This is a genomic window from Streptomyces sp. NPDC006458, assembly GCF_040612135.1.
Taxonomy (GTDB): domain Bacteria; phylum Actinomycetota; class Actinomycetes; order Streptomycetales; family Streptomycetaceae; genus Streptomyces.
On the sequence record NZ_JBEXPR010000027.1, the window covers coordinates 93,930 to 120,881 of the forward strand.

Annotated in this window: 25 protein-coding genes and 3 pseudogenes; 13 read left to right on the forward strand and 15 right to left on the reverse strand. The window is 73.1% G+C overall.

What is annotated here, in order from left to right; genetic code table 11:
* Positions 1-14: 14 nt before the first annotated feature.
* Positions 15-314 (reverse strand): annotated as a pseudogene (locus ABZZ79_RS30705) (isochorismatase family protein); the annotation flags it as partial.
* Between the two features lie 134 nt (positions 315-448).
* Here ABZZ79_RS30705 and ABZZ79_RS30710 point away from each other — a divergent pair.
* On the forward strand, positions 449-961 hold the full coding sequence (locus tag ABZZ79_RS30710; RefSeq protein WP_356694267.1) for a GNAT family protein: 513 nt from the start codon (positions 449-451) through the stop codon (positions 959-961).
* Between the two features lie 104 nt (positions 962-1,065).
* On the opposite strand, the gene ABZZ79_RS30715 is transcribed toward ABZZ79_RS30710, so the two are convergent.
* Positions 1,066-1,290, reverse strand: coding sequence for a hypothetical protein (locus tag ABZZ79_RS30715; RefSeq protein ID WP_356694269.1), 225 nt, complete (start codon positions 1,288-1,290; stop codon positions 1,066-1,068).
* Positions 1,291-1,769: 479 nt separating this feature from the next.
* Positions 1,770-3,215 (reverse strand): argininosuccinate synthase, encoded by a 1,446-nt coding sequence (argG, locus tag ABZZ79_RS30720; RefSeq protein ID WP_356694271.1) that lies wholly within the window; start codon positions 3,213-3,215, stop codon positions 1,770-1,772.
* A 90-nt stretch (positions 3,216-3,305) separates the two neighbouring features.
* On the opposite strand from argG, the gene ABZZ79_RS30725 reads away from it, so the two are divergent.
* Both ABZZ79_RS30725 and ABZZ79_RS30730 read left to right on the forward strand, forming a co-directional pair.
* On the forward strand, positions 3,306-3,593 hold the full coding sequence (locus ABZZ79_RS30725) for a hypothetical protein (protein ID WP_356694273.1): 288 nt from the start codon (positions 3,306-3,308) through the stop codon (positions 3,591-3,593).
* Positions 3,594-3,609: 16 nt separating this feature from the next.
* On the forward strand, positions 3,610-3,924 hold the full coding sequence (locus tag ABZZ79_RS30730; RefSeq protein ID WP_356694275.1) for a DUF6191 domain-containing protein: 315 nt from the start codon (positions 3,610-3,612) through the stop codon (positions 3,922-3,924).
* Positions 3,925-4,098: 174 nt separating this feature from the next.
* Here ABZZ79_RS30730 and ABZZ79_RS30735 read toward each other — a convergent pair whose 3' ends face one another.
* The 3 genes from ABZZ79_RS30735 to ABZZ79_RS30745 form a co-directional block, all read right to left on the reverse strand.
* Positions 4,099-5,085 (reverse strand): aldo/keto reductase, encoded by a 987-nt coding sequence (locus ABZZ79_RS30735; protein WP_356694277.1) that lies wholly within the window; start codon positions 5,083-5,085, stop codon positions 4,099-4,101.
* A 92-nt stretch (positions 5,086-5,177) separates the two neighbouring features.
* Complete coding sequence (locus tag ABZZ79_RS30740) at positions 5,178-6,062, reverse strand: hypothetical protein (protein ID WP_356694279.1); 885 nt, start codon at positions 6,060-6,062, stop codon at positions 5,178-5,180.
* Positions 6,059-7,726, reverse strand: a complete 1,668-nt coding sequence (locus ABZZ79_RS30745) for a serine/threonine-protein kinase (RefSeq protein ID WP_356694281.1) — start codon at positions 7,724-7,726, stop codon at positions 6,059-6,061. The genes ABZZ79_RS30740 and ABZZ79_RS30745 overlap by 4 nt, the downstream gene beginning before the upstream one ends.
* A 243-nt stretch (positions 7,727-7,969) precedes the next feature.
* On the opposite strand from ABZZ79_RS30745, the gene ABZZ79_RS30750 reads away from it, so the two are divergent.
* A complete protein-coding gene (locus ABZZ79_RS30750) occupies positions 7,970-11,344 on the forward strand; it encodes a pyruvate carboxylase (protein ID WP_356694283.1) in 3,375 nt (1,124 codons plus the stop codon).
* Positions 11,345-11,559: 215 nt separating this feature from the next.
* Here ABZZ79_RS30750 and ABZZ79_RS30755 read toward each other — a convergent pair whose 3' ends face one another.
* The 3 genes from ABZZ79_RS30755 to ABZZ79_RS30765 form a co-directional block, all read right to left on the reverse strand.
* Complete coding sequence (locus ABZZ79_RS30755) at positions 11,560-11,697, reverse strand: hypothetical protein (RefSeq protein ID WP_356694285.1); 138 nt, start codon at positions 11,695-11,697, stop codon at positions 11,560-11,562.
* A gap of 129 nt (positions 11,698-11,826) precedes the next feature.
* Complete coding sequence (locus ABZZ79_RS30760) at positions 11,827-12,684, reverse strand: hypothetical protein (protein ID WP_356694287.1); 858 nt, start codon at positions 12,682-12,684, stop codon at positions 11,827-11,829.
* A gap of 95 nt (positions 12,685-12,779) precedes the next feature.
* A complete protein-coding gene (locus ABZZ79_RS30765) occupies positions 12,780-14,825 on the reverse strand; it encodes a discoidin domain-containing protein (protein WP_356694289.1) in 2,046 nt (681 codons plus the stop codon).
* 262 nt (positions 14,826-15,087) lie between these two features.
* Between ABZZ79_RS30765 and ABZZ79_RS30770 the strand changes: the two genes are divergently transcribed.
* The gene (locus ABZZ79_RS30770; RefSeq protein WP_356694291.1) at positions 15,088-15,699 is read left to right on the forward strand and encodes a hypothetical protein; all 612 of its coding nucleotides are present in this window, start codon (positions 15,088-15,090) and stop codon (positions 15,697-15,699) included.
* A 58-nt stretch (positions 15,700-15,757) separates the two neighbouring features.
* Here ABZZ79_RS30770 and ABZZ79_RS30775 read toward each other — a convergent pair whose 3' ends face one another.
* Positions 15,758-16,357 (reverse strand): TetR family transcriptional regulator, encoded by a 600-nt coding sequence (locus ABZZ79_RS30775; protein ID WP_356694293.1) that lies wholly within the window; start codon positions 16,355-16,357, stop codon positions 15,758-15,760.
* 71 nt (positions 16,358-16,428) lie between these two features.
* Entirely contained in the window at positions 16,429-16,827 is a 399-nt protein-coding gene (locus tag ABZZ79_RS30780) for a nuclear transport factor 2 family protein (protein ID WP_356694295.1), read from the reverse strand.
* 167 nt (positions 16,828-16,994) lie between these two features.
* On the opposite strand from ABZZ79_RS30780, the gene ABZZ79_RS30785 reads away from it, so the two are divergent.
* Positions 16,995-17,408, forward strand: coding sequence for a VOC family protein (locus tag ABZZ79_RS30785; RefSeq protein WP_356694297.1), 414 nt, complete (start codon positions 16,995-16,997; stop codon positions 17,406-17,408).
* A 21-nt stretch (positions 17,409-17,429) separates the two neighbouring features.
* Here the strand turns inward: ABZZ79_RS30785 and ABZZ79_RS30790 are convergent, their stop codons facing one another.
* Positions 17,430-18,371: an aminoglycoside phosphotransferase family protein gene (locus tag ABZZ79_RS30790; RefSeq protein WP_356694299.1), complete on the reverse strand. Its 942-nt coding sequence runs from the start codon at positions 18,369-18,371 to the stop codon at positions 17,430-17,432.
* An 88-nt stretch (positions 18,372-18,459) separates the two neighbouring features.
* Positions 18,460-19,347, reverse strand: coding sequence for an aminoglycoside phosphotransferase family protein (locus ABZZ79_RS30795; protein ID WP_356694301.1), 888 nt, complete (start codon positions 19,345-19,347; stop codon positions 18,460-18,462).
* 178 nt (positions 19,348-19,525) lie between these two features.
* On the opposite strand from ABZZ79_RS30795, the gene ABZZ79_RS30800 reads away from it, so the two are divergent.
* The 4 genes from ABZZ79_RS30800 to ABZZ79_RS30815 all read left to right on the forward strand — a co-directional run bounded on the left by ABZZ79_RS30800 (position 19,526) and on the right by ABZZ79_RS30815 (position 23,951).
* Positions 19,526-19,873, forward strand: coding sequence for a DUF1330 domain-containing protein (locus tag ABZZ79_RS30800; RefSeq protein WP_356694303.1), 348 nt, complete (start codon positions 19,526-19,528; stop codon positions 19,871-19,873).
* A 127-nt stretch (positions 19,874-20,000) separates the two neighbouring features.
* Positions 20,001-21,374, forward strand: a complete 1,374-nt coding sequence (locus ABZZ79_RS30805) for a hypothetical protein (RefSeq protein WP_356694305.1) — start codon at positions 20,001-20,003, stop codon at positions 21,372-21,374.
* A gap of 79 nt (positions 21,375-21,453) precedes the next feature.
* The gene (locus ABZZ79_RS30810; protein ID WP_356694307.1) at positions 21,454-22,695 is read left to right on the forward strand and encodes a MoxR family ATPase; all 1,242 of its coding nucleotides are present in this window, start codon (positions 21,454-21,456) and stop codon (positions 22,693-22,695) included.
* The gene (locus ABZZ79_RS30815) at positions 22,692-23,951 is read left to right on the forward strand and encodes a VWA-like domain-containing protein (RefSeq protein ID WP_356694311.1); all 1,260 of its coding nucleotides are present in this window, start codon (positions 22,692-22,694) and stop codon (positions 23,949-23,951) included. Before ABZZ79_RS30810 ends, ABZZ79_RS30815 begins: the two co-directional genes overlap by 4 nt.
* Positions 23,952-23,969: 18 nt before the next feature.
* On the opposite strand, the gene ABZZ79_RS30820 is transcribed toward ABZZ79_RS30815, so the two are convergent.
* Together ABZZ79_RS30820 and ABZZ79_RS30825 are read right to left on the reverse strand one after the other, a co-directional pair.
* Positions 23,970-24,362, reverse strand: coding sequence for a hypothetical protein (locus ABZZ79_RS30820; RefSeq protein ID WP_356694313.1), 393 nt, complete (start codon positions 24,360-24,362; stop codon positions 23,970-23,972).
* A gap of 254 nt (positions 24,363-24,616) precedes the next feature.
* A pseudogene (locus ABZZ79_RS30825) lies at positions 24,617-24,831 on the reverse strand (hypothetical protein); the annotation flags it as partial.
* 6 nt (positions 24,832-24,837) lie between these two features.
* On the opposite strand from ABZZ79_RS30825, the pseudogene ABZZ79_RS30830 reads away from it, so the two are divergent.
* From ABZZ79_RS30830 to ABZZ79_RS30840, 3 genes and pseudogenes are all read left to right on the forward strand, one after another.
* Positions 24,838-25,155 (forward strand): annotated as a pseudogene (locus ABZZ79_RS30830) (glycoside hydrolase); the annotation flags it as partial.
* 244 nt (positions 25,156-25,399) lie between these two features.
* Positions 25,400-25,621, forward strand: a complete 222-nt coding sequence (locus tag ABZZ79_RS30835) for an NPCBM/NEW2 domain-containing protein (protein ID WP_356694315.1) — start codon at positions 25,400-25,402, stop codon at positions 25,619-25,621.
* Between the two features lie 280 nt (positions 25,622-25,901).
* Positions 25,902-26,858, forward strand: a complete 957-nt coding sequence (locus tag ABZZ79_RS30840) for an EamA family transporter (RefSeq protein ID WP_356694317.1) — start codon at positions 25,902-25,904, stop codon at positions 26,856-26,858.
* The last annotated feature ends 94 nt before the right edge of the window (positions 26,859-26,952 follow it).

Sequence of the window (26,952 nt, forward strand, 5' to 3'; positions counted from 1 at the left end):
CTTCCCCCCTCACCTCAACCTTCACACGGTGATCTGCAACACCACCGTGCGGGGAGCCTTGGCCTCGGGACGGGCCCAGTTGGTCGGGCGAGATCGTCCAACGTGACGGCGACGGTGCCGAAGAGGTCGCGGACGGTGGTCACGGCGGCCGCGTGGAGGGTGGCGGCGGGGACGAGCGTGCCGTCGGGCGCGGTCAGGGACCGGGTGGCGGTGGCCTCTGCGACGACGGTGGACCGGTATCCGAGGTAGAACGCGCCCTGGGCGGTGAAGGTGACGCACATGTGCGTCATGAAGCCGGCCGGCACCAGATCCTCGTCCATGGTCCGGTGCGCCGTGGCCGACCGCAATGACGGTGTTCTGTCACATCCGGACATCGCACTGCCATGGATCGGCCACAGCCAGGCTACTTACGACCGCAACACGATCATTCGGCGTAACGTTCGTCTGCATGACCGTGCTGCATGGCACCCACGTCGTCCTGCGTCCCGCCACCCCCACCGACGTCCCTGCCCTGGCGGCCATCCGTGCCACGCCCGAGGTCAGGGCCCGCTGGCGCGGCGGCGACGATCTCAAGGCGGAGGTCGCGGCGGACCTGGACGACCCCGGCACACACACCCTCACCATCGAGGTCGAGGGAGAGATCGCCGGGCTGATCCAGTGGTACGCCGAGGACGACCCCGACTACCGGCACGCCGGCATGGACCTCTTCCTCGCGCCCGCCGTGCACGGCCGGGGCCTGGGCACCGACGCCGTCCGCACCCTGGCCCGCCATCTCGTCGACGACCACCACTACCACCGCCTGATCATCGACCCCGCCGCCGACAACCTCCCCGCGATCCGCTGCTACACGAAGGCGGGCTTCCGCCCGGTCGGGGTCATGCGGCAGTACGAACGCGGCTCCGACGGCACATGGCACGACGGCCTGCTCATGGACCTGCTGGCCTCGGAGCTGGTGCGCTGACGTGCTGGTGCGCTGACGTCAACGGGCCCTGGAGCAGGGACGCGTAGGACGCATGGGATGCACGGCTGCGCACCCTGCTCCGGCAGGCGGCCTCGCGACGGCGCTCAGAACACCGGACCGAGCAGCAGCGCCGTCTCCAGGGGCAGCGGAGGCTGTTCGGGCAGCGGGGCCGGCGCCTCGGCGCGACCGGTGTGGGTGGGCGGGACCACGCGCAGCGCGGCTATGCCGTCCGCGGCCCACGGCGCGTCCGTCGCGGGAAGCGTCAGGGTCATGCGTCGTCCGTCGGCCAGGGTGGTCTCGACGTGCTCGCTCGTGCCGTCGGCCTTCATGACAGTTCCCCCTCCGTCGTGCACCACGGATCCTCGTCCCCGGGCCTCTGTCCTCGGGCCTCTGTCCCCGGACCCCGGTCCCCGGTCCTCGGCTCTCCGCCCTCCACAGATAGGACGTCCGAGCGGCCACGGAAATTCCCGGGATCCCGCAGCGCCGTGGCGCCGAGGCCCCGAGCACCGCTCCCACGAGACGACTCCACCACTGGTCCCCACCAAACCCTTGGCCGACCCCGCCCCCGCGCCGCAAGCTCCCGGCGTGGAGCTGGAGTTGCGGTTCGGCGTGCGGGCGGCCGCGCTGGGCGGCTGGAAGCCGCCGAACGTACCCGCGCTCCGGCAGCGCGCCCGACGACGGCCTCCGGCGCAGGACGGGCCCGGGTACGGCGACTCCGCACCCGGCCGCTCGATCGGCGGAGCGCGTGTGCCGGAAGGGGCGGCCCGGCACCCGCGGTGCCGGGCCGCCCCTCGCGGGCTCCGTGTGATCAGTCCGTGCCGGACTCCATCGCCGCGCGGTCCAGGACCTCGTCCTCCTCGGAGACCTCGCCGCGGGAGGCGATCGCCTCGGCGCCGCCCTCCGGCATCGCGCCGATCAGGCCCGTCGCGGCCGCCTGCGCGGCGCCGACCGCCGGACCGGCGGTGCCGATCAGACCGAGGCCGGCGTACTGCTCCAGCCGGGCGCGCGAGTCGGCGATGTCGAGGTTGCGCATGGTGAGCTGGCCGATCCGGTCCGACGGGCCGAAGGCCGAGTCCTCGGTGCGCTCCATCGACAGCTTGTCGGGGTGGTAGCTGAAGGCCGGGCCCGTGGTGTCGAGGATCGAGTAGTCCTCGCCGCGCCGCAGCCGCAGGGTCACCTCACCGGTGACGGCCGCGCCGACCCAGCGCTGGAGGGACTCGCGGATCATCAGCGCCTGCGGGTCCAGCCAGCGGCCCTCGTACATCAGGCGGCCGAGGCGGCGGCCCTCGTTGTGGTACTGAGCGAGGGTGTCCTCGTTGTGGATCGCGTTGACCAGGCGCTCGTAGGCCGCGTGCAGCAGGGCCATGCCCGGGGCCTCGTAGATACCGCGGCTCTTGGCCTCGATGATCCGGTTCTCGATCTGGTCGGACATGCCCAGTCCGTGCCGCCCGCCGATGGCGTTGGCCTCCAGGACGAGATCGACGGCGGTGGCGAACTCCTTGCCGTTGATCGTCACCGGGCGGCCCTGCTCGAAGCCGATGGTCACTTCTTCGGCGGCGATCTCGACCGACGGGTCCCAGAACCGAACGCCCATGATCGGCTGGACGGTCTCGACGCCGGTGTCCAGGTGCTCCAGGGTCTTGGCCTCGTGGGTGGCGCCCCAGATGTTGGCGTCCGTGGAGTAGGCCTTCTCCGGGCTGTCGCGGTAGGGGAGGTCGTGGGCGAGCAGCCACTCCGACATCTCCTTGCGGCCGCCGAGCTCGGTCACGAAGTTCGCGTCCAGCCAGGGCTTGTAGATCCGCAGGTGCGGGTTGGCCAGCAGGCCGTAGCGGTAGAACCGCTCGATGTCGTTGCCCTTGTAGGTCGAGCCGTCGCCCCAGATCTGGACGTCGTCCTCCAGCATCGCCCGCACCAGCAGGGTGCCGGTGACCGAACGGCCGAGCGGCGTGGTGTTGAAGTACGCCCGACCGCCGGAGCGGATGTGGAACGCGCCGCAGGCGAGCGCGGCAAGGCCCTCCTCGACGAGCGCCGCACGGCAGTCCACCAGGCGCGCGATCTCGGCGCCGTAGGTCTTCGCGCGGCCCGGCACCGAGGCGATGTCGGGCTCGTCGTACTGGCCGATGTCGGCCGTGTAGGTGCAGGGGACTGCACCCTTGTCGCGCATCCACGCGACGGCGACCGAGGTGTCGAGGCCGCCGGAGAAGGCGATACCGACGCGCTCGCCGGCCGGAAGGGAAGTGAGGACCTTGGACATAGGAAGAGTATGCACGACCATGCATGATCATGCAAACAGAGTGGGCGCCCTCGCCGTGCGGGATCGGCCGTCGCTTCTTACGATCGCAAAGTGGCGCATACGTTCGAAGAGCTGATCGAGAAGCAACGCGCGGCCGACGCGGCGCACACACGCGTCGAGGAACTGCGCGACCAGTACGGGCCGCCCGCACAGCAGCCGTGGACCGGGCACCAGACCGAGGTGTACGAGACCGCCTGGCGCGCCTGGCGCGACCTCGCGCGCGACGTCCAGCAGTCGGTCACCGAGTACGCGCGCGAGCAGGGCACCGCCCGCAACCAGGTCGAGGACGACGTGAAGCAGGCCGTACGCCATCCGGAGGAAGGAGTCGCGGAACAGTGACGTGGATACTGGAGCCATGGGATTCCTCGTCTTCATGACTCTGCCCGGTCTGGTCATCCTGCTGACCGCCCTCGCCCTGGTCGACCAGGCGCTGCTGCACGCCGGGCGCGCGGGGTTCCTGCCCTGGCGGAACAGCGCGCGGGCGGGACAGATATCGGCGACCGGCTTCGAGCAGCTGCACGCCACCCTCTCCCCCGGCAAGCAGAACGAGCTCAAGGAGCGCCAGTCGTCGCTGACGCTCCGCGACGACGAGGAGGACGGCGCCCCGCCGCACCGCACGACGGTCGATCTCGACGGGGGCACCGCCGTCGTACGGATGACCGGGCGCTGACGCCCGCCGCCGCTGCTCGCTGAGCCCCCACCGCCCGGCCCCGGCGGGCGGCCCCGGCGGGCGGCCCCGGTGACGACGGTCCCCCACCCCTGGAGCAGTGCCCGGCACGCGTCGAAGTCACCGACCCGTCCACCGGGGCCGGCGGCGTGCTCGGCGCCGACCGCCCCGCCCTGCTCAGCCGTTGACGAACGTCAGGCTGGTCGCGTCGTAGCGGCGGCCCGCGATCCGCTCCGGCGGGGCCGCGGACTCCACCGCGGCCAGGTCCTCGGGGGTCAGCTCGGCCGACAGCGCCGCGAGGTTCTCCTCCAGGTACCGCTGCCGGCGCGTGCCGGGGATCGGGACGACGTCGTCGCCCCGGTGCTGCACCCACGCCAGGGCCAGCTGCCCGGCCGTGACGCCCTTGGCCTCGGCCAGTTCGGTGAGCCGGGCGACGATCGCCAGGTTGTGTTCGAGGTTGCCGTCGGCGAAGCGCGGCTGGCTGCGGCGTACGTCGTTGTCGGCGAGGCCCTCGACCGAGGCGACCGTGCCGGTGAGGAAACCGCGGCCGAGCGGGGAGAAAGGGACGATGCCGATGCCGAGTTCGCGGCAGACCGGGACGATCCGCGCCTCCAGGTCCCGGGTCCACAGCGACCACTCGCTCTGCAACGCGCTGATGGGGTGCACCGCGTGGGCCCGCCGCAGGGTGTCCGCACCCGCCTCGGACAGGCCGAGGTGACGGACCTTGCCGGCCCGCACCAGCTCGGCCATCGCGCCGACCGTCTCCTCGATCGGCACCCTCGGGTCCACCCGGTGCTGGTAGTAGAGGTCGATGTGGTCCACCCCGAGGCGGCGCAGCGAGGCCTCGCACGCCTCGCGCACGTACGCCGCGTCCCCGCGGATCAGGGTGGGCTCGCCCACGCGGTTGGCGAAGCCGAACTTCGTCGCCAGCACCACCTCCTCACGCCGCCCGGCGACGGCTCGGCCGATCAACTCCTCGTTGTGGCCGAAGCCGTAGAAGTCGGCGGTGTCGAGCAGGGTCACCCCGAGGTCGAGTGCCCGGTGCAGGGTCGCGACCGACTCCGTGTCGTCCGAGGCGCCGTAGCCGTGGCTCATGCCCATGCAGCCCAGCCCCTGGGCGGAGACCGTCAGTGCGCCGAGGTGCCGGACGGGGATGTCACTCATGCTGCTGCCTCCTGGTCGTGGTCCGTCGGCACACGACGCTAGGCAGTGGAGCGCGCTCGAAGTCAACCGGCGCCCCTGATGTTCGGAGGTCGTCAGGGGCAGTCGTAGGTCAGCCGGACCGTGGCCGTGCGCTCCGTCGGGGTGAGGATGCGCAGTTCGGCCTGCCCCTGGTGGTGGCCCTCGCCCTCGAAGGTCCAGCGCAGATGCAGGTTCGCGTGCCGCTGCCCGCGGGCGAGGCGTTCGCGCAGCACGGCGGAGGCGGTGCCGTCGCTGCGGATCCAGCGGTAGGTGAGCGTGCCGGGGCGGCCGTTGGTGGAGACGCGGGCGAACACGTCGGCCGTGCCGCCGCAGTCCAGTTCCGACGGGTTCGTCGTGACGGTGACCGTGCGCACCTCGATCGGCGCCGCGAGCCGCTGCCAGGCGAGGAAGGCCAGCACGCACAGGAACACCAGCGTGGGCAGGGCGTGCCTGCGCAGGCGCCGACGCGGCGGCACGCGGGGCGTGGGGACGACCGGCAGCGGCCGCTGGGTGCGCTGGGCGACGGCCGCGGTCACTCCGGGCCCGAACCGCAGCAGGGTGCCCTCGACCCGGTCCGGCCGCACCGGGCCGGGCCCCTCCGGTGAGCCCGGTCCGGGCGGGTGTGCCCGCCGCGTCGGCTCGGCCGGGTACTCCGCGGCCGCCTCGGGCCACGTCGGTGCGACCGGGCCGGCTCCGCCCTCCCGGCGGGTGGGCTCAGCCGCCCCCGCCCCGGGCTCCCGCAGCGTGGGCTCGAAAGGGCTGAGCCCGCCCTCCCGGAGCGTCGGCCCGACCGGCTGCGCCCCGGGCTCCCGCCGCGTCGGCTCGGCCTGGTCCTCCTCGCTCTCCGGCCGCTGGATCCAGTGGCTGGCCAGCACGGTCGCGCTGTACTCGGCCTCCTCGGAAGCGGGTGTTCTGTCCTCGGGCTCGGGCTCGGGCATGCGGTCGTAGGTCCCTGTCATCGGATGTCACACTGCCTGGTCAGCAGCTGCTGCGACGCGCCGCCGTCGGCGGAGGCCGGGTTCGTCGTGGCCTGCACGGCCCAGTAGCAGCCGCGCGTCACGAAGGTGTGGTCGACGGTGACCGTGTAGCTGGTGGCGCCGCTGCGCTGGAAGGTGTCGCTCGCGCCGTCCGGGGTGCCCAGGGCGGAGGTCGTGTCGCCGGTGGACCAGGACACCGTGATGGACACCGGTCCGGGTCCGTCCGTGGTGACGGTGAAGGTCGCCGTCGCGGTGACCGGGCCGGTCTGCCGGAACTCCACCACCGCCACGTCCTTGACCGCGGGCGCGACGGGACCGGCCGGTGAGGACGGCGGGTCCGTCGTCGGCGGCACCTGCGTGCTGCCGCCCGGCGGAGGCGTCTCTCCGTCCGGCGGGGTCGTCGTGCCCCCGGGCGGCGTCGAGGTCGCCGAGGCGGAGGGTTCCGCGGAGGCCGAGCCCGAGACCGACTCGCTCGGTGAGGCCGAAGCGGACGCCGAGGGGCTCGCGGAGGCCGATGCCGAGGCGGACGGGGCGGACGGGTCCGTCGTCTGCGCGCCCGGCCCCGCGCTCGTCGTCGCCAGTGCCTGCGCCGTCTCGCCCGGCGACGCTCCGGTGGCCGGCTGGACGCCGTAGGCCAGCAGCACGGCCAGCACGACGAGGGCCGCGGACACCAGCGCGCCCGCCCGGCCCGGCAGCCACGAGCGCAGTCCGCCGCCGGCCGGGGCCGGGGCCAGGACCGTGCACGCGATGTCGGTCGTCCCCCTCGGCGCCGTACGGGGCGAGGGCAGCAGCAGGGGCAGCAGGGCGGCCAGCGCCGCGAGCCGGCCGCGGCCGCGCTCCTCCCAGCCGGGCCCGTAGGCCGCACCGGCCACGGTCTCCAGCTCCCGTACGAAGTTTTCGGCGCTCGTGGGACGTTGGGCCGGGTCCTTGGCCAGTCCGCGGCGCACCAGACCCTGGACCGGCGCGGGCACCTGCTCGGCGGGGATGTGCGCGTCGACATGGCGCAGCGCCAGCTCGGCGAGGTTCTCCCCGGTGTACGGCCTGCGGCGGGTGAGGCACTCGAAGAAGGTGGCCGTCGCCGCGTACACGTCGGCGGCGGGCGAGGCCGGGGCGCCGGTCCACTGCTCGGGAGCCATGTAGGAGGGCGTGCCCGCGATGCCCGCGCTGATCCCGGAGTCGACCGCGATGCCGAAGTCGACGAGGCGGGAGGTGCCGTCCGGGGCGACCAGGACGTTCTCGGGCTTGTAGTCGCGGTGGACGACACCGAGGCGGTGGGCGTCGGCGAGGCCGAGCAGGGAGCCCTTGAGGAGGACGAGGGCGGCCTCGGGTTCCAGCGCCTCGGCCTGGCCGGCCAGCAGGGTGCGCAGGGAGACGCCGTCGACCAGTTCCATCACGATGGCGGCGCCGTCGGGGCTCTCGACGTACTCGTAGAGACCGGCGACGTACGGGCTGTCCAGTCCGCCGAGCAGCCGGGCCTCGGCCCGGAACTCCTGAACGAAGCCGGGCCGGGTGCGCAGCGAGTCGCTGAGGTACTTCACCGCGACCGGCATGCCGGAGTCGCGGTGCACGGCCTGTACGACCCGTCCGCTCGCCCCGGAGCCGAGTTCCTGCGACTCGGCGTATCCGGGCACCGTCCATACGCTCATTCCGACCCCCCAGGCCGCCGTGCCGCCGCGGAGGTTCCCGAGCGGCGGACGCGTTGAGAGACACATTTTCAGTCATGGCGGTTGCGGTCGGGCAGTCCCCCGACGTCTCAGCTCGGAAACGCTGTGGGTCGGTCCCCCGACGATCTGGTGTCAGAAATGGTGTCAGTGGGCCGGGTCACATGGCGTCCGGACGGTACGGAACGACACCATGGGCTCTTCACCGCCGGGCTGAAGGGATCCAGAATGTTCCGCAAGGTGCTGGTCGCCAACCGTGGCGAGATCGCGATTCGCGCGTTCCGCGCCGGCTATGAGCTGGGGGCGCGGACGGTTGCCGTCTTCCCTCACGAGGACCGCAACTCTCTGCATCGGTTGAAGGCCGACGAGGCCTATGAGATCGGCGAGCCGGGGCATCCGGTACGGGCGTACCTCTCGGTGGAGGAGATCGTCGGCGCGGCCCTGCGTGCGGGGGCGGACGCCGTGTACCCCGGCTACGGCTTCCTCTCCGAGAACCCGGAGTTGGCGCGGGCGTGCCGGGAGGCGGGGATCACCTTCGTCGGCCCGGACGCGGAGATCCTTGAGCTGACGGGCAACAAGGCCAGTGCCGTGGCGGCGGCGCGTGCGGCCGGGGTGCCGGTGCTCGGGTCCTCGGCGCCCTCCACGGACGTCGACGAGCTGGTGCGGGCGGCCGAGGAGATCGGCTTCCCGGTGTTCGTGAAGGCCGTCGCGGGCGGTGGCGGGCGTGGCATGCGGCGGGTGGCGGACCCCGCGCAGTTGCGGGAGTCGATCGAGGCGGCCTCGCGGGAGGCGGCGTCGGCGTTCGGTGACGCGACGGTGTTCCTGGAGAAGGCCGTGGTCGACCCGCGCCATATCGAGGTGCAGATCCTCGCGGACGGCGAGGGCGGTGTCATCCACCTGTTCGAGCGCGATTGTTCGGTGCAGCGCCGCCACCAGAAGGTGATCGAGCTCGCGCCCGCGCCGAACCTCGACCCGGAGCTGCGGGACCGGATCTGCGCGGACGCCGTGCGGTTCGCCCGGCAGATCGGCTACCGCAACGCGGGCACGGTGGAGTTCCTCGTCGACCCCGACGGCAACCACGTCTTCATCGAGATGAACCCGCGCATCCAGGTCGAGCACACGGTGACCGAGGAGGTCACCGATGTCGACCTGGTGCAGGCGCAGTTGCGCATCGCATCCGGCGAGACGCTGGCCGACCTCGGTCTGGCCCAGGAGAACATCACGCTGCGCGGTGCCGCCCTGCAGTGCCGTATCACCACCGAGGACCCGGCGAACGGCTTCCGCCCGGACACCGGCCGGATCAGCGCCTACCGCTCCCCCGGCGGCTCCGGCATCCGGCTGGACGGCGGTACCACGCACGCCGGTTCGGAGATCAGCGCGCACTTCGACTCGATGCTGGTCAAGCTGAGCTGCCGGGGCCGGGACTTCACCACGGCCGTGAACCGCGCCCGGCGCGCGGTCGCCGAGTTCCGCATCCGCGGTGTCGCCACCAACATCCCCTTCCTCCAGGCCGTGCTGGACGACCCGGACTTCCAGGCGGGCCGGGTCACGACCGCGTTCATCGAGCAGCGTCCGCATCTGCTCACCTCGCGCCACTCCGCGGACCGCGGTACGAAGCTGCTGACGTACCTGGCCGACGTGACGGTCAACAAGCCGCACGGCGAGCGCCCGGCGCTGGCCGAGCCGTCGGGCAAGCTGCCGCCGCTGCCCGCGGGTGAGCCGCCGGCCGGTTCCCGGCAGCGGCTGGCCGAGCTGGGCCCGCAGGGCTTCGCACGCTGGCTGCGCGAGTCGCCGACGCTGGGCGTGACCGACACGACCTTCCGCGACGCCCATCAGTCGCTCCTCGCCACCCGCGTGCGCACCAAGGACATGCTGGCGGTCGCCCCGGTGGTCGCCCGTACGCTGCCCGACCTGCTGTCCCTGGAGTGCTGGGGCGGCGCGACGTACGACGTGGCCCTGCGCTTCCTCGCGGAGGACCCGTGGGAGCGGCTGGCCGCGCTGCGGGAGGCCGTGCCGAACATCTGTCTCCAGATGCTGCTGCGCGGCCGCAACACGGTCGGCTACACCCCTTACCCGACCGAGGTGACCGACGCGTTCGTACGGGAGGCCGCGGCCACCGGCATCGACATCTTCCGTGTCTTCGACGCGCTGAACGACGTCGACCAGATGCGGCCCGCGATCGACGCCGTGCGGGAGACCGGTACGGCGATCGCGGAGGTGGCGCTCTGCTACACCTCGGACCTGTCGGACCCGTCCGAGAAGCTCTACACGCTGGACTACTACCTGCGGCTGGCCGAGCGGATCGTCGAGGCGGGCGCGCACGTCCTGGCCGTGAAGGACATGGCGGGCCTGCTGCGGGCCCCGGCCGCGGCGAAGCTGGTCTCGGCCCTGCGCCGGGAGTTCGACCTGCCGGTGCATCTGCACACCCACGACACCGCGGGCGGGCAGCTCGCCACCTACTTCGCCGCGATCCAGGCGGGCGCGGACGCGGTGGACGGTGCGGTGGCCTCCATGGCCGGCACCACCTCGCAGCCGTCGCTGTCGTCGATCGTGGCCGCGACGGACCACTCCGAGCGGCCGACGGGGCTGAGCCTGGCGGCGGTCGGCGATCTGGAGCCGTACTGGGAGAGCGTGCGCAACGTCTACGCTCCGTTCGAGGCGGGCCTGTCCGCGCCGACCGGCCGCGTCTACCACCACGAGATCCCCGGCGGACAGCTCTCCAACCTGCGCACCCAGGCGGTCGCGCTCGGCCTCGGCGACCGCTTCGAGCAGATCGAGGCGATGTACGCGGCAGCCGACCGGATGCTGGGCCGGCTGGTGAAGGTCACGCCGTCGTCGAAGGTGGTGGGCGACCTGGCACTGCACCTGGTGGGTGCGGGCGTGGACCCGAAGGACTTCGAGGCGGAGCCGTCCCGGTTCGACATCCCGGACTCGGTGATCGGCTTCCTGCGCGGCGAGCTGGGCACCCCGCCCGGCGGCTGGCCCGAGCCGTTCCGCACCAGGGCGCTGCAGGGGCGGGCGGAGGCCAAGCCGATGGCGCAGCTGTCCACGCAGGACCGCGAGGGCCTGGAGAAGGAGCCGCGGGCCACGCTGAACCGGCTGCTGTTCCCGGGGCCGACCCGGGAGTTCGACACCCACCGGCAGGCTTTCGGCGACACCAGCGTCCTGGACAGCAAGGACTTCTTCTACGGTCTGCGCCCGGGCCACGAGTACGCGATCGACCTCGAACCCGGTGTGCGTCTGCTCATCGAGCTCCAGGCCGTCGGTGAGGCCGACGAGCGGGGCATGCGCACGGTGATGTCCTCGCTGAACGGCCAGCTCCGTCCGATCCAGGTCCGGGACCGGGCGGCGGCGTCCGACATCCCGGTGACGGAGAAGGCCGACCGTTCCGACCCGGGCCACGTTCCGGCGCCGTTCGCCGGTGTGGTGACGCTGGTGGTCGCGGAGGGCGACGAGGTGGAGGCCGGTGCCACGATGGCCACCATCGAGGCGATGAAGATGGAGGCGTCCATCACCGCGCCCAAGGCCGGCCGGGTGTCCCGCCTGGCCGTCAACCGGGTGCAGCAGGTGGAGGGCGGCGACCTGTTGGTGGTCATCGGCTGACCGCGGCGCGGGCTCTCCCGGCGGATCGGCGCGGTGCGCGGTCCGCCGCGGGAGCCGTAGGCGGATCAGCGCGATGCACGGCCCGCCGGAAGAACCGACGGCGGATCGGTGCGGTGCATGATCCGCCGGGAGAGCCGTCGGCGGATCGGTGCGGTGCATGATCCGCCGGGAGAGCCGATGGCGGTTCGGTGCATGATCCGCTGGGAGGGTCCCGGTCAGGCCTCGGCCGCCGCCTCGGTTCCCGGGCCGCGCTCCCGCGTCCCGCGCAGCTCGGGCGTGGTGGCCGCCACGGAGGTCACCGCGGCCAGGCACAGCCGTCCGGTCTCGGTCAGGGGTGCATTACGGTGGACCACGAGGGCCTTTCTGGTCGGTGTAGACGTCGCAATCCACACCGAACCCGGAAGGCCCTCACCCGTTCAAGATCCCTCAGCCAAGACCTGCATCACCCGTCCACACCCTCCCTGGACAGAACACCTAGCGCACTACCGGCGAGCCGGCAGGCCCATCGGGTTGGGGACGGGGATGACCCCGCTGTCGTACACCTCGTCGGCCACCGGGCCGAGCAGCTCCACCAGCCGGGCGGCCTCGTGCGGCGCGAGGGCCCGATAGGGGCGGACGGCGAGTTCGTCGGTGCGGGCCTCGATGCGGGTCCGCAGCGCCTGGCCCTCGGCGGTGAGCGCCCCGTCCTCCCCGAGGATCCCGCGGACGGTGAGCCGGGCGAGGCCCGACCGCCAGTCGTCCTCGGACCAGCCGCGGTTGTCCCGCAGGACGTTCGCCGGCACGTTCTCCCCGGCGGCGAAGAGCACATGGACCTCGCAGCCGTCGAGGCCCTCGGCGGTGAGCAGGGCGACATGGCCGTCGCCGCGGTGCTCGCGCAGCGCGGTCGCGGCCTGCCACAGCGCGCCCACGGGGTCGTCGGAGGCGGGCACGCCCCGGTTGGCGGCGAACAGCGGCCGCCCCGCCCCGTCGGCGGCCGCTACGACCCGCTCCAGCAGTGGCACGACCGGCCCGGCCGCCTCCCGTGCCGACGGCGCCACCCGGCGCAGGGCCGCCGTGGCGGACTCGGCGCGGGCGCGCAGGACGGCCTCGGGTGCGGCGAAGTCCCAGGCGTCGGGCAGGGCGCGCCGGACCATCGCGGGGTGGAAGTTGTAGAAGGCCGCCTCCACCACGCCGGGCGTGACCGCGCCGAGGGGCGCGGCCCGCAGGGCGAAGTAGCCCATCCAGAAGCCGCGCAGCCCCACCGCGCGAGCCGCCTCGTGGCTCTCCTCGGCGAAGTACGTGACCGCGTGCAGCGGTTCGAGGACCTGCCACACCTCACGAGCGAACCGGGCGTCGTCCATGCGGGCCAGTCTCGCAGAGCCGCCGAGTCCGGCGGGAGTCAGCCTCCTTGACAGGGCCGTCGGCCAGTCGTGCGCCGTCGGCCACCGATGTGCCGTCAGTCGCTGTGGACGGTCACCTCGTGCAGCGAGTACCCCCAGTTCGTGCCCCGGCCGAGGAACTGCAGGCGGACGTGGCGAGCGGGTGTGCCGGCGAAGTCGGCGGTGTCGAGGCCGCCGTCGCCGGTCGTCGTGGACCAGGCGGTGCGCCAGTTCACGCCGTCGGTGGACAGGTCGACCCGGTACGAACGGCCGTACGCCCGCTCCCAGTCGAGGGTGACGCGGCCGACCCGCTGCGTCGCGCCGAGGTCGAGGCGCAGCCACTGGTCGTCGCTCCAGCCGCTCGCCCAGCGGGTGTCACGGGTGCCGTCGACGGAACGGCCGGGCGCGTAGCTGGTGAAGAGGCTCCACTCGGTCGAACTGGCCGTGGCCGGTGCCTCCTTGGCGAGGTTGACCGAGGCCCGGTGGCCTTCGGCCGCGCCCCAGGTGCCGAGGTAGGACTCGGCGCCCCGGAACAGGTCGTCGACCACGTCCTGTCCGCCGGTGAGCCGGATGTCCTCGATCCAGTCCGGTACGAGGCCGTAGTGGGCGGCTCCGTCGGTGTTGAGGTCCCAGGTGCGCTCGCCGGTGGTCTGGCGGTCGATGACGGAGGCACCGTCGACGCTGCGGAAGGGGTACTGCACGGGATTGGGGGTGTTCGCACCACGCGGGCCGGGCCAGCCGCCGACCCCGTTCATGTCGGTGCCGTAGCCGTAGCCGACGCCGTACTTGTCGCGCAGCGCCTCGGTGCGCCGCGCCTCCGCGCCGAAGCCCTCGGAGCCGTGCATGTACTGGGCGATGAACCCGCCGAGTGCGTACACACGCTCGGTCCAGCCGAGGTCCATCCAGCTGTGCGAGGAGATCACGCCCGGGTAGGACTCCGACTCGAAGATGTCGAGGGCCCGCCCGGTCGCCTTGACGCTCATGTGGTCGATCTCGAGCATCATCTTGCGTTTCATCATGCCGCGCACGGCGTACTCACCGAGGTCGGTGAGCCCGCGTACGTTGCACCGCGCGTCGCTCGCGTACGAGGGCACCGCCACGCCTTCCGGGAGCTTCTGCTCGGCCGAGGGTGCCGCGGCCAGGCCGATGGGGTTGTCGGCCTGCGGCCCCGCGCACTTCTCGGTGCGCCAGAAGGTGCCGGTGGACAGGAACTGGCCGACGTTGATGGCCGTTCCGAGCGCGCCCTCGTCGAAGCGCACCCCGCACAGGGCGTTGTCGAACTTGTGGCAGAGGAACATGCTGCGCACCCCGAGCGCGTACAGCTCGTCGAGGCCCTTGTCGATGTCCTCCCGGCTGCACTGCGCGATGTCCAGGATCATCTTGCAGCCGAACGGCTCGGAGGTCTCCACGCCGAGCACGACGGCGAGTTTGCCCTGTTCGATCACCTGCCGGGCCTGTGCGCTGTCGGTGACGACCCGGAACCAGCCCTTGCCCGTGCCGCCGTACATCCGGTCGACGTACGCCTGGAGGTCGTAGGTCAGTCTCGCCTGGAGCCGGATCGAGGTCATCTCGTCGCAGGAGCGGTCCTTGAAGAAGTACACCGAGCAGATCACGCCGTTGGTGACCAGGTCGTTGACGAGCACGCGCTGGCCGCCGCGCCAGGCGCGCTCGATCCAGGCGTAGTAGTTCTGCTGGTGGGTGAGCGAGTCGTGGGCGGGCCAGTCCTTGAAGGTGGGCCAGCCGACGGGGTCGTGCCGGCCGTCGCCGCCCTTGGTGATGAAGTCGAAGACCGCCAGCGAGCCGTCGGGGTAGTGCTCCGGACAGTCCTTGAGGGCGTCCGCGATGCCCGCCTCGGAGAAGGGTTTGCCGCACAACAGGCGCCCGCCGAACGCCTCGTTGGAGAAGATGTGGTCATGGGCGTCGACGAACCCGCGCACCCGGCCCCGGGAGTCGGTGCCCTTGAACGGTTCGCCGGTGACCCCGATCCGCGAGTCCTGGGCGGGTCGCGCGGCCGGGTTCCACCAGTCGTCGGCTTCCGCGGCGGAACTCGGCGCCGGGCCCAGGGCCATGGCCAGCACGAGCAGCAGCAGCGAGACGACAGCGACGTACGGGCGTCGGTGCATGGCCACATCCCTCGGTCGGACGGCTGGATTTGTCATGCCCAGCGAAAGTTACCGACGAGGATCGAATGGGGGACCTGGGGAGTCAAGAGTCGTGCGCCATCCGCCGAACGCCCCGGACGGACAAGGATGTTGCCCTTCCGTGAAGAACGGAACCCGTTTGTGCCGGAACACGGGGCAACGGCCGAGCGTGTCCACGGGTCGTACAAGGCACAGTCACTGCCGTGGCACAGCACCCGCACACGACCGACCCATGGGGGAAAGCATGACCGTCCGTCCTCGACGCATCCAGCTGGCACTCGCCGCGGTGGCGACCGGCACCGCCGCCGCCCTCACCGCCGCCGCGCCCGCGGCGACCGCCGCCACCGGGCCCAGGTTCCTGAGGCCGGCCGAGCTGCCGCCGCACCCTTCCTCGGCCTGCTACGCCGGTCCGGTCACCGCCGGGCAGCCCGACCCGCTGCCGATCTGTGCCGGCGAGGCACTGCCGTCGGCCTCCCGCCACCGCACCTTCTGGACCGAGTACGACACCAACGCGGTCCAGGTGACCGTCGTGGCCCGCAACGCGACGAAGGCCGCCGACTTCGCCGCTCTGCTGCGCAGGAAGATCCGCGACTGCGCGGCCACGCTGGAGAAGCAGGACCCCGAGGTGTCGGCGACCGGCAAGTACTACGGCAAGCTCGGGGTCGAGGAGGGCGCCCACGTCTACGGGCTGCACACGCGCACGACCTGGGGCGCCTCCGACGTCGCCCTGATGTCGGTCGGCCGGGACGGCCGGACGGTCACCTTCGTGAAGTGGGCCCAGATGGGCGACTTCCGGCACGCGCAGGTCACGGACTTCAAGCGCACGACCAGGACGGCGGTCGACAAGCTGTACTGACGGCGCCGGGCCGCGCGGGCCGCCGCCCCGCCAGCTCAACGGGGTGGGCGGCCCGCGCCTACGGCGTGTCGGGCGCGTCCGGCCACTCCCCCATCAGACGCTCGACCGCCGCGTCGACGAGCTGCTCGCGCTCGCTCCGCGAGAGCACGTCCGGGAGGGTGAGCTGTTCGACGATCAGCCAGTTGAGCGCCAGGTACAGCAGTTTGACGGTGAGTGCGTCACCCGGCAGGCGGGACGCCTCGTGGTACGCGATGTTCGCCTCCAGGTCGCCGCGCACCTGCTCGGTCAGCAGCGTGCGCAGACCGGGGCGCCGGGTGGCCTCCAGACGCAGTTCGAGCAGTGCGAGGTACCCGGCGCGGAACCCGCCGACCCGGCCGACCACACCGTGCATCGCCTGCCGGTACAGCTCCCGGTCCCGCTCGGCCGCACGCAGCCGCTCGAACTCCGACGGGTCCGGCTGGAGCCGTTCGTAGACCCGTGCGCCGGTCTGGATGAGCAGGTCGTCCCGGTGGGAGAAGTAGTTCGAGGCGGTCCCGACGGGCACACCTGCCTCGGCGTCCACGGCCCGGAAGGTCAGACCGCGGGCCCCTTCCCTGGCCAGCACCTCGATGGCGGCGTCCACCAGGGCGGCCCGTCGCTGATCGTTCCTGCGCACCAATCGAACCACTCCATTTGCAGTACTACGGCCATGGTGGTGACAGCAGAGTACTACGGACGCAGTGGAAAGGGTCAGGTCGTCGGAGGACCGGTGGGCGTGCCCTGGTTGTGGAACATCTGCCAGTGCCCCGGGGCGGCGCGGCGCCACAGCGAGGTCCGGTGGGACCAGCGGCCGTCGATGTTCACCTTGTACTTGAGCATGACCAGGCCGTCGGCCAGCCGCACACCCCGCATCCACTCGACCTCGATGGGCTGACCCTCCGGATCGGTGTAGGCGGCTACGCGTTCCGCGGTGCCCTCGAAGACGATCTCGCCGCCCGAGGCGCCGAACTCGTGGAAGTCCGGGGCGAGAAAGTGCCGCAGCCGGTCGGCGTCGGCCCGGCAACCCGGTGACAGCGACTCGTACTCGGCGGCCACCGCCTCCGCCACCTGCGGATCGTCACTGCCCTGATCGGCGTTGATCGACATCATGCGCCCAAGCACTATCACGTGCCCCGCGAACGGGTGAAGGGGATTAGGGATGCCGTTCGGGCGCCGCGACCCTCCGCGGCGGGTCCGGGTGCGCCCGGCGGGCCGGTGTCAGTGGCCCGCGCTACTGTGCGCGTAATAGACCGATCTGCCCGTTCAGGGAGGTTCTCATGGCGTCACGCCTCAACCCCTACCTCAGCTTCGACGGCGATGCCCGGGAGGCGATGGAGTTCTACAAGGAGGTCTTCGGCGGCACGCTCAAGCTCAATACGTTCGGCGAGTTCGGCCAGAAGGGCACGCCGGACGAGAACAAGATCATGCACGGAATGCTGGAGACCGAGGCCGGCTTCACCCTGATGGGCGCCGACTCCCCACCCGGCACGGAGGCGACGCGCGGCACCTCCTTCTCGGTGAGCGTCAGCGGTGAGGACGAGGCCGAACTGCGCGGTTACTGGGAGAAGCTGTCCGCCCGGTCCGAGGTGTCCGTGCCGCTGGCGAAGCAGATGTGGGGGGATGTGTTCGGCATGTGCACGGACCGCTTCGGCGTCCCTTGGATGATCGACATCGTGCAGCCGCGGGGCTGAGACGCGTCAGGCCCGGCGGAGTCATGCCGTGCCGAACCATGCCTCCGCCAGCGCCGGCAGGTCACCCTCGGCCGGCGCACCCAACTCCCGTATGTACCAGGGGAGATTGCTGTACACGTGCAGCAGGGTGTACGCGAGCAGCACGGTCGGCTCGAAGGTGTGCCCGTAGGCCTGGGCGAGCCGGGCCAGCAGGGCCGGGTCGCCGCGGGTGACGAACAGGCCGACGCCCACGAAGTCGTAGGCCCGGTCGCCGATCATCGCCGGTTCGAAGTCGAACAGGCCGGTCAACCGCGGGCCGTCCGCGTCGGCCGGGTCGGCCGGGTCGACCAGCAGATGCTGCCGCATCACCTCGGTGTGCAGCAGTGAGGGCCGCGGGTCGCGGGGCAGCAGGACCGAGGCGAGGAAGTCCGGGATCCGCTCCAGCCAGGTCTCGGACAGGCCGTGGCCGCGCTGCCGCGCCACCGCGCTCGCCGCCTGGCGGTCCGTGAAGGCACCCCAGTCACCCGGGCCGAGGACGTCCGCGAGGGGCTCCGTGCCGAGGGAGTGCAGCACCGCGAGGGCCTCGCCGACCTCGGCGACCAGGCGTTCGCGCTGGGCGGGCGCGATGCCCTCCCAGGCACCGGCCAGGTTCTCGCCGTGCAGCCGGGACATCAGCACGTACCGCCAGCCGTTCTCGTACGTGCCGTGCTCGCGGACCCTCGGCGTCGGGATCGGCAGCCGCCCCTGGAGATGGGCGAGCACCCTGGCCTCGGCGAGGCCGTCCCCGGCGGCGGCGGCCGGAAACAGCTTCAGGACGTGCTCGTCACCGACGGCGTAGACGGGCTGCGACCCGTCCGGGAAGCGGCTGAGCGGGGCACCGCCCAGACCGAGCCGGGCGGCCAGCGCCTCGGCGCCGGGACGCATCACCGCCTCGTCGGGGACGATCGCGTCCCACTCCTCGTCCGTCTCCACCAAGGGCAGCATGATCGCGACGGTAGGCGGGGGCCGACGTAGGGGCAACGCGTTTACGACCGGCGCCCGTTCGAGGCGGTTGCCGGTGAAGCGGTCGGGGTCAGGGGCTGTCCTCCAGGACCGCGCGGATCACGTGCCGGGCGTTGTCCGCCATGGCCGGGTTCGTGTCGCGGTAGTACGGCAGGGCGATGAGCGCCTGGGACAGGGTGCGGGCACGGCCGCGCCGCCAGGTCACCTCGTCGACGCCCAGGGCCTCGCGGAAGACCCGCCGGGCGTCCGGCGGCAGCAGGTTCCAGGCGGGGAAGAGGTCACAGGCCGGATCGCCGAGGCCCGCGCAGCCGAAGTCGATCACCGCGCCGAGCCCGCCGCCGTCCACGAGCAGGTTGCCCGGCATCAGGTCGGCGTGCAGCCACACCGAAGGGCCGTCCCACCGCGGGGCGCGCAGCGCGTCGTCCCAGAGCGCGGCCACGGCGTCGCAGTCCACGCCCTCCTGCGGAAGCGCGCGAAGTCGCCCGATGGCCGCGCGGGTCTCCACGTCCTGCTCGACCAGCGGGCCGCCGCGGTGGGCGCGGGGCCCGCCCGGAAGGCCGATGTCGCGCATCGCCGCCACGAACCGGGCCAGTTGCTCGGCCAGTGCCACAGGTTCGGCGAGGTCGCCCGCCCGCGGGTTCTCGCCCGGCAGCCACCGGTAGACCGACCAGGGCCACGGGTAGCCCTCGGCGGGCGCCCCCGCCCCCAGTACCTCGGGGACGGCCGTCGGCAGCCGGTCCGCGAGGCGGGGCAGCCACTCCTGCTCCAGCGCCACGTCGGCCACGCCGCCCCGCACCATCGGCAGCCGTACGACCAGGTCGTCGCCCAGGCGGTACATGGCGTTGACCGTGCCGCCGGAGGCGATCCGCTCGACCGGCAGCCCGGCCCAGCGCGGGAACCGTCCGGCCACCAGCCGTCGTACGAGGTCGTCGTCGATCGCGTGCTGACCGGGATGCATCTGCCCTGTGTCCCCTGTGTCCATGGGGCGCCATCCGACCCGGGGCCGTCGCGGGGAGTCAAACCCTTTTGCCCGCCCGCGCGTCGGGCCCTGCCTCCGGGGTCATCGACCCCCGTCCGGGCCCGTGCCACGATCGTCGGCGTACGGGGATCCGTTCGGCCGGCCGGAGGGACGGGCCATGTCCGCCTGTGCCATCGCTCGGCCGCGGGAGATCACTCCGCACCCGGAGATCGCCGAGTGCATCGAGCGCACCGCGGCCACCTTCGAGCCGTTCGGCGGCCGTTTCCCGGTGCACAGCACCCGGCACGAGGTGCTGGAGGGCGACCGGCCCGGTGGCGTCGTGGTGACCGGCCTCCCCGGGACCGCCGAGGCGCGGGCCCGGTGGGACTCCCCCGCGTATCAGGAGATCGCCCCGCCGCGCTCCCGGCACATCGTGGGCGACATCATCCTGGTGGCGGGCGTGCCGGAGGGCTACGACCCGGGTGTCACGGCCGCGGTCGTGCGGGCGTCGGTCCCGGCCGGGTGACGACGCGGGCGGCCGGGGACCGCGATCAAATGACACGACAGATCCGCGGGTTCGTGGCTACCATCGCCGCGATGACTACCCACTCTCTTCAGAGTTGGGGGGCACCGTCCGCGCAAGGTGAGTGCTGATGACCACTCATCTCGCGAACGGCGATTCCCGACTTTCCTTCTGGTTGCGCGTGCGTGAGTACGCCGTGCCGACGTCCATGATCGAGACCGCGACCGTCCGTCGCCGCACCGGCGACTGGGCCGGGGCGTGTGCCGCCGCCGGTGTCGACGTCGACCTGCGTCCGCGGTCCGCCGCGGACCTCCACGGGCGCGAGTTCGCGGCCCGGCTGCGCGCGGATCTCCGCCATCTGTCGCCCGACCTGCTGCGCTGGCACATGCCGCGGGTCGCGCCCGACGGGCTGTTGCGTCCGGGCCTGACCCTCTCCCTGGCCCGGTACGAGGCCGCGGGGCGGGACGGCGTGAGCCCGGTGCATCTGGTCGTGCGGACCCCGCCCGCCCGCGCGGACGCCGGGCAACGGATGAGCCTCGCCCTGTGGGACGGGGCCCGCCCCGCCTCCGGGACGGGCGGGCATCCGCACGCCCGGCCGAACCGACGGTTCCGCCTCGATCTGCACCGGCACCTGTGGGACGTACGCAGGTCCGGCGAACTGCGAGCGCGGTCGGGGGCCGACGGGTCGCCGTCGGCGCGGCCCGACGTGCCCGACCCAGGCCTGCCGGACACCGCGCACTGTGCCGTCGACCGGTGGGCGGCCGAGGCGGCGATCCTGCTGAACGCCGAGCAACGGCCCGCCGATGCCGTCGCCGTACGCCTGGGCGCCCGGCACCGGCTGCTTGTCCGGCTCACCGGACCGGGCGAGGTCAGGATCACCCCAGCCCCGGCCGACGGGCGGGTGTCCGCGCTGCCCGTGCTGCCCGAGGCGGCCACCTGGGTACCACCCGACCTCGAACTGCTGCGCGCCGGCCTCGTCGAGCCCGGTCTGCTGCATCCGCTGGTCGCCTCGGCGCTGGCCCCCGGACACGTGCCGGGCCCGCCCCGTGCCGCGGACCCGTTGGGAGCCGCCCGCCTGGTGGAGTGCCGGGGCGCACGGCACCGGATCGGGCTGGTCGACGGCGTATTGGCCCCGCTCGACCACGACCCGGCCGAGGTCCGGCGGGAGGAACTGCTCGCGGCGCTCTCCGGACCGTCGCTCCCCTGTCTGCGGGCCATCGACGAGGCCCACCGCAGGCCCGACTGTCTCACCGGCGTCCGTGAACGTCTCGCCCACGGCGACATCGCCGGGGCACTGGCCGTCGTGGAGGGCCTCCTCGGGCCCGAAGCCGTGCTGCGCGGCGGCCCGTTGCTGGACGAGCTGGAGGCGGCCGCCGCGCGGCGCATCGCCTACGGGCTGTTCAGGGCGGGCCTCGCCGGACCCGGACCCGGCCGTTCCTCCTGGCCGGGCCCCAAGCGGCCGAGCGGCCACCGCTCCCACCCGCGCCACACGACCGGGCGCTGACGACTCCCCCTTCTGTCTTCCGACTTCCGGGTGCCAGGGCCGAGCCCTGTCCCAACGACCCTTCCTCAGGTGATGACGCATGCCCAAGACCCCTGTTTCCCCCACCCGACTCGACGTGGCAGGCGAGTTGCTGACCCTGCTGCGCGACACCACGACCGAGCCCCGTCCCGACACCCGGCTGGAGGCTCTGACGCTCGCCGTGGCCGCCGATCTGCCGGTGCTGCTGTGGGGTGAGCCCGGCATCGGCAAGACCGCCGCGCTCAACCAGCTGGCCGCGTCCCTGGATCTGCCGCTGACCACGGTGATCGCCAGCGTGCACGAGCCGTCCGACTTCTCCGGACTGCCCGTCATCGGCGACGACCCCGCCCGGCAGGGCGTGCCGATGGCCCCGCCGGACTGGGCGGTGCGCCTGGTGCGGGCGGGCCGGGGGCTGCTGTTCCTGGACGAGCTGTCGACCGCGCCGCCCGCCGTGCAGGCCGCCCTGCTGCGGCTCGTCCTGGAGCGGCGGATCGGTGCCCTCCGGCTGCCGCCCGGTGTGCGGATCGTGGCGGCGGCCAACCCGCGCTCCTCGGCCGCCGACGGCTGGGAGCTGAGTCCGCCGCTGGCCAACCGGTTCGTCCACCTCCAGTGGGCCCACGACCATGAGGTCGTCGTACGGGGCCTCGCCGGGACCTGGCCCCGGGCGACCCTGCCCCGGCTCGACCCCGCCCTGCTGACCGAGGCCGTGGCCTTCGCGCGCCGCGCGGTGTGCGAGTTCCTCACAGCCCGGCCCACCCTGGTGCACCGGCTGCCGAGCGGCGAGGCGCGCCGGGGCGGGGCCTGGCCCTCACCGCGCAGCTGGGACATGACGCTGTCCCTGATCGCGTTCGCGACCGCCGCCGACGTCTCACGGGAGGTGCTGTCGCTGCTGGTCAGGGGAACGGTCGGGGACGGCCCCGGACTTGAGCTGCTGGCCGCGATGGACCGTATGGACCTGCCCGACCCCGAGGTGCTGCTCGCCGACCCCGCGCGGGCCGAGCTGCCCGAGCGCGGGGATCTGCGGCAGGCGAGCCTCGACGCGGTGGTGGCTGCCGTCAACGCCCGTCCGGAGCGGGCCCGTTGGGACGCGGCCTGGGCGCTGCTGGTGCGGGCCCTGGAGACCGGGGCGCCCGATCTGGTGGTCGCTCCCGCCACCGCGCTCGCCGGGCTGCGCCGCGAGGACTGGGACGTGCCCGAGGCCGTCGAACGGCTCGCGGGAGCGGTGTCCCTGTCCCGCCGTGCGGACCGGGCCGCCGACCGGGCGGCCGAGTCGGCCCCGCTCGCCGGGCAGGGGGCCCGATGAGCGCGGAGACGGCCCGGACGCTGGACCTGGACAAGCTGTACGCCGCCCGGCTGCATGCCGCGCGCGCCCGGCCCTTTCTCGCGACCGCGCTGTTCGCCCTGCGTGTCGTCGAGTCGCGCGGGGTGCCGACGATGGCCGTCGACCGGTACTGGCGGTGCTATGCCGCACCGGGGTTCGTGGACCGGATGCCGGTGGAGGACCTGGCCGCGGTGTGGGTGCACGAGGTGTCGCATCTGCTGCGCGACCACCACGGGCGCAGCGACCGGCTCGCCCGCCGGCAGGGCGTGACAGGTGCGGGCGACCGGCTGCGGATGAACCTCGCGGCGGACTGCGAGATCAACGACGACGCGTTCGGCGACGGTCTCGCCACACCGAAGGGCGCGGTGCTCCCCCACCATCTGATGCTGTCCGGCGGACTGCTCATGGAGGAGTACGTCGAGAAGATCCGGCTCGGGCCGCTGACCCGGTATCTGGCGTGGCTGGACTGCGGCAGCGGCGCCGACGGCCTGGACCGGGCCTGGGACCTGGGCCCGGACGGGGCGCACGGGCTCAGCGAGCAGGAGCGGGACGCCGTGCGCTTCCGGGTCGCCCAGGGCATCACCGGCCGGCCGGGGGACGCGCCGCGGGGGTGGCGGCGGTGGGCGGAGGAGGTCTTCCATCCGCCGCAGCCGTGGCGGGAACTGCTGGGCGCGGCCGTCCGCTCGGCGGCCTCCGCCGCCGGGGCGGGCGAGGACTACGTCTACGGCCGCCCGGCCCGGCGCTCGGCCGGGCTGCCCGGCGTGGTGCTGCCGAGTCTGCGCCGCACCCCGCCGCGGGTCACGGTCGTCGTGGACACCTCCGGCTCGGTCAGCGACGCCGAACTGGGCGGCGCGCTGCTGGAGATCGCCGCGATCTCCCGTGCCGTCGGCGGGCGGCGCGACCTGGTGAGCGTGCTGTCCTGCGACGCGGCGGCGAACGTGGTGCGGCCACTGTGCCGGGACGAGGACATCCCTTTGCTGGGTGGTGGGGGCACGGATCTGCGCAGCGGTTTCGCCAGGGCGCTCGCGGCGCGGCCCCGCCCGGACGTCGTCGTGGCCCTGACGGACGGCCAGACCCCCTGGCCGGCCAGCCGGCCGCCCTGCCGCACGGTGATCGGGCTGTTCCCTCGCGGCGGGACGTCGGACTCCTGGCGGGAGGACGATCCGGGGTATGTGCCCGATCGCCCGCCGCCCTGGGCGCGGGTGGTGGACATCGGGCGGAGCGGCGCGGGCGGGTGACCCGGGCCGCCGCGTCCCTCAGCCCCCGACCAGCGCCACCAGTTTGATGAAGACCAGGTCCGGCGCGGCCGTGAGGTCGATCTGCTCGTCGAGGTCCTCGATCTGCCGGTCCCCGGTCAGCACGAAGTACCCGTTGGCCAGGAACGCCTGCTCGGCCATGTCGGCCTGGCGTTCCCAGTCGATGCGGCGGGGCTCGCGCAGCCGGTAGCCGTTGAGCGCGGTCTCGGCGTCGTCGGGCCGGACCAGGCCGTTGAACCGGTCGCGCGGTCTGGCCTTGTGGCGGGCGACCTCCTCGCGCACGCGCAGCCGGATCAGTTCCCGCACGCTCATCCGGCCGGGCAGCCCGTCGACTGCCAGCTCGGCGACCGGCTTGCCGGTCGCGGTCTCGTCCCGGAAGGTCACGGTGGCCATCAGGCACCTCGCTCGATCTGTCGCAGAAGGCTCGGGTCGGTGATCTCGTACGACGGGTCGGTCAGGGCGCGCACGAGCCGCACGGCGGGCTTCATCGCGCGTCCCCTCGCGACGGCGGACAGGGGGCGCCGACCGGCACGGGAGCGGTCGCGCCGCCGTGCCGGTCGTTGCTGCCGGGTGGGGTCACCCGGGCGTCGTCGAGCATGCCGGGATCATGGCAGAGGGCACTGACAACGCCCCCTCCGCTGCGGGTTTCAGCAGCTCATGGCCCAGGTGTGGGAGTCGCCGCTGTCGTTGGCGACGCCGTTGTAGGAGACCTCCTGGCCGGGGGTGAGGCAGATGGTCATGTCACCTCCGAGGCCGGCGCTGTCGTAGACCAGGGTCAACCACGGCATCTCCGGCCCCGGCATCAAGGACCACGTTCCGCGATCCAGCTCTCCCACCAGTGGTCGTCGCCCGACCAGTTGGCGCCGGGGACGAGCGCCATGTCCGGTCCGACTGGGCGTCCAGGTACGGCAAACTCCAGTGCGCCGACGGCCAGTTCCTCGTCGGCTGCAGCGTCCGCGGCGCGGCCGTCTTCGCCGCTCTGTGCGCCCCGGCCACGGCCGGCACGATCACGGGCGCCGGCGGCCGCACCCTCTGGTTCGACCGCGGCCCGGCCCTCAAGTGCGGCGAGTTCGCGCACGGCCACTACAAGGGCCAGTGCGCCGACGACGAATACGCGGCCGGCATCGCCCGCACGAGCCGCCCGGGCTCCTCCCGTACGCCGTACGCGCTGTACTGCCGCAAGCTGCGCCGACCTTCGGCGACTTCACGGTCGGGGTCGGCACGTGTCGCCACGCGGCCGGCTCCTTCGACTTCCGCCACTCAGGGGCCCGTTGGCCCGTTTCTCCCGCCCACACTCTGGCCAGACGGGGCGGCAATGCGCTATATCTTCTTCGCCTGATTGATTCTGCGCGCAGGAACCACTTTTCAATCAGCTTCTGTCACCACGGCCATTCTGTGCCGACGGACGTCGGCGAAGGGAAGGGATCGACATGACCGCTCCATTCTCCTTCGCGGTCATCGCCGACGGCCGCGCCCTGCGGTCCTCGCCGACCGTTACCGCCCGGCCCGACCCCGCCCGGCCCGACCCCGCCGGGGCCGATGTGCCCCTCGCGGGTGCCCGGCGGGTGAACCTGCCGGTCACCCATACGGACGGCACCAAGTCCGGCGACCACGGCGACTGGGTGCGGGCCCGGTTCCACCGCTCGCCCTGACACCGGAAGACCCCGCCGCCGGCCGACCCCACTTGCGCCGGCGGCGGCCCGGGCGTCCGGCGACGTACGACCGGGCCCGCGCGCGGTGTGGTTATCATCGCGGGGTGAACACCCACTGGCACGTCGTCCTTCCGCCTCCCCGCGCCTGACGGGCGCGCGGACCGAGCGGAAGCGGATGTCTTCCCGGCTCCCACCGACCTGAGGTCGGTCAGGGAGCTGTTGTCGTGCGCCTGTTGCGGATCGATTCCCTCACGCATTCGACAACGGAAGACCTACGACTGTGCCGAACCGCACCGCTGTTCCGACCCCCGCGCGCCCGAAGAACCCCGGCGCGCCCGCCTCCCGCCCGGGGCTCCTCGGCGGACCCGCTCCGATCCTCGTCTCGGCCGTGCTGTGGGGCACGACCGGAACGGCGAGCTCCCTGGCCCCGACCGGTGCGCCGACGGCCGCCATCGGGAGTGCCGGGCTCGCGCTCGGCGGCATGCTGCTGTTCCTCACCTCGCGCGCAGCCCGCTCGCTGCCGGGCGCCTGCACGCGCCGGGAACGGTGGCTGCTCGCGCTGGGCGCACTGGCGGTGGCCGGGTACCCCCTCACCTTCTATCCGGCGGTGGCCCGCACCGGCGTGGCCGTGGCCACGGTGATCGCACTCGGCAGCGCCCCGGTGTTCACCGGCCTGCTGGCGTGGGGCACCGGACGGGCCCGGCCCACCGCACGCTGGACGGCCGCCACCGCGGCCGCCGTCCTCGGCTGCGCCCTGCTGGTCCTGGGCCCGGCCCTGTCCGGGCACGGCACCGCGGTGGACCCCGTGGGCGTGGTGCTCGCCGCGTGCGCGGGACTGTCGTACGCCGTCTACGCGCTGATCGGCGGCGGCCTCATCACCCGCGGGCACGCCTCGGACGCCGTGATGGGCGTGCTGTTCGGCGCCGCCGGGCTGCTCGTCGTACCGCTCGTGCTGTACGTCGACACCGACTGGCTGGGCACCTGGCGCGGGGCGGCGGTGGGCGGGTATCTCGCGGTGTTCACCGTGTTCCTGGCCTACCGCCTCTTCGGGCACGGGCTGCGCCGCACCCCGGCGTCGGTGGCCACGTCGCTGACCCTGGCCGAGCCCGCCGTCGCGGCGGTGCTGGGCGTGGTCGTCCTCGGCGAGCGGCTGCCCGCCGCCTCCTGGTGCGGACTGGCCGTGCTCGCGTCCGGCCTGGTCCTGCTGGCCCTCCCGTCCAGGGGTCGCGGGGCCTAGCTAGTGCCCCGGCAGGCAGCGTTTGCCCGTCAAGGAGCGGCGTCCGGCGCGTGCTCTCGGTGTGCCGGGTGCAGGCCCTCGTACTGGATGTACT

Excerpts from the sequence above, each read along its gene's own strand:
- argG (WP_356694271.1), bottom strand. The coding sequence starts at position 3,215 with ATGTCCAAGGTCCTCACTTCCCTTCCGGCCGGCGAGCGCGTCGGTATC.
- ABZZ79_RS30805 (WP_356694305.1), top strand. The coding sequence starts at position 20,001 with ATGACCACTCATCTCGCGAACGGCGATTCCCGACTTTCCTTCTGGTTG.
- ABZZ79_RS30790 (WP_356694299.1), bottom strand. The coding sequence starts at position 18,371 with ATGCTGCCCTTGGTGGAGACGGACGAGGAGTGGGACGCGATCGTCCCC.
- ABZZ79_RS30735 (WP_356694277.1), bottom strand. The coding sequence starts at position 5,085 with ATGAGTGACATCCCCGTCCGGCACCTCGGCGCACTGACGGTCTCCGCC.
- ABZZ79_RS30715 (WP_356694269.1), bottom strand. The coding sequence starts at position 1,290 with ATGAAGGCCGACGGCACGAGCGAGCACGTCGAGACCACCCTGGCCGAC.
- ABZZ79_RS30810 (WP_356694307.1), top strand. The coding sequence starts at position 21,454 with ATGCCCAAGACCCCTGTTTCCCCCACCCGACTCGACGTGGCAGGCGAG.
- ABZZ79_RS30820 (WP_356694313.1), bottom strand. The coding sequence starts at position 24,362 with ATGGCCACCGTGACCTTCCGGGACGAGACCGCGACCGGCAAGCCGGTC.
- ABZZ79_RS30800 (WP_356694303.1), top strand. The coding sequence starts at position 19,526 with ATGTCCGCCTGTGCCATCGCTCGGCCGCGGGAGATCACTCCGCACCCG.
- ABZZ79_RS30750 (WP_356694283.1), top strand. The coding sequence starts at position 7,970 with ATGTTCCGCAAGGTGCTGGTCGCCAACCGTGGCGAGATCGCGATTCGC.
- ABZZ79_RS30815 (WP_356694311.1), top strand. The coding sequence starts at position 22,692 with ATGAGCGCGGAGACGGCCCGGACGCTGGACCTGGACAAGCTGTACGCC.
- ABZZ79_RS30745 (WP_356694281.1), bottom strand. The coding sequence starts at position 7,726 with ATGAGCGTATGGACGGTGCCCGGATACGCCGAGTCGCAGGAACTCGGC.
- ABZZ79_RS30740 (WP_356694279.1), bottom strand. The coding sequence starts at position 6,062 with ATGACAGGGACCTACGACCGCATGCCCGAGCCCGAGCCCGAGGACAGA.
- ABZZ79_RS30770 (WP_356694291.1), top strand. The coding sequence starts at position 15,088 with ATGACCGTCCGTCCTCGACGCATCCAGCTGGCACTCGCCGCGGTGGCG.
- ABZZ79_RS30795 (WP_356694301.1), bottom strand. The coding sequence starts at position 19,347 with ATGCATCCCGGTCAGCACGCGATCGACGACGACCTCGTACGACGGCTG.
- ABZZ79_RS30780 (WP_356694295.1), bottom strand. The coding sequence starts at position 16,827 with ATGATGTCGATCAACGCCGATCAGGGCAGTGACGATCCGCAGGTGGCG.
- ABZZ79_RS30710 (WP_356694267.1), top strand. The coding sequence starts at position 449 with ATGACCGTGCTGCATGGCACCCACGTCGTCCTGCGTCCCGCCACCCCC.
- ABZZ79_RS30730 (WP_356694275.1), top strand. The coding sequence starts at position 3,610 with ATGGGATTCCTCGTCTTCATGACTCTGCCCGGTCTGGTCATCCTGCTG.
- ABZZ79_RS30835 (WP_356694315.1), top strand. The coding sequence starts at position 25,400 with ATGACCGCTCCATTCTCCTTCGCGGTCATCGCCGACGGCCGCGCCCTG.
- ABZZ79_RS30760 (WP_356694287.1), bottom strand. The coding sequence starts at position 12,684 with ATGGACGACGCCCGGTTCGCTCGTGAGGTGTGGCAGGTCCTCGAACCG.
- ABZZ79_RS30765 (WP_356694289.1), bottom strand. The coding sequence starts at position 14,825 with ATGCACCGACGCCCGTACGTCGCTGTCGTCTCGCTGCTGCTGCTCGTG.
- ABZZ79_RS30785 (WP_356694297.1), top strand. The coding sequence starts at position 16,995 with ATGGCGTCACGCCTCAACCCCTACCTCAGCTTCGACGGCGATGCCCGG.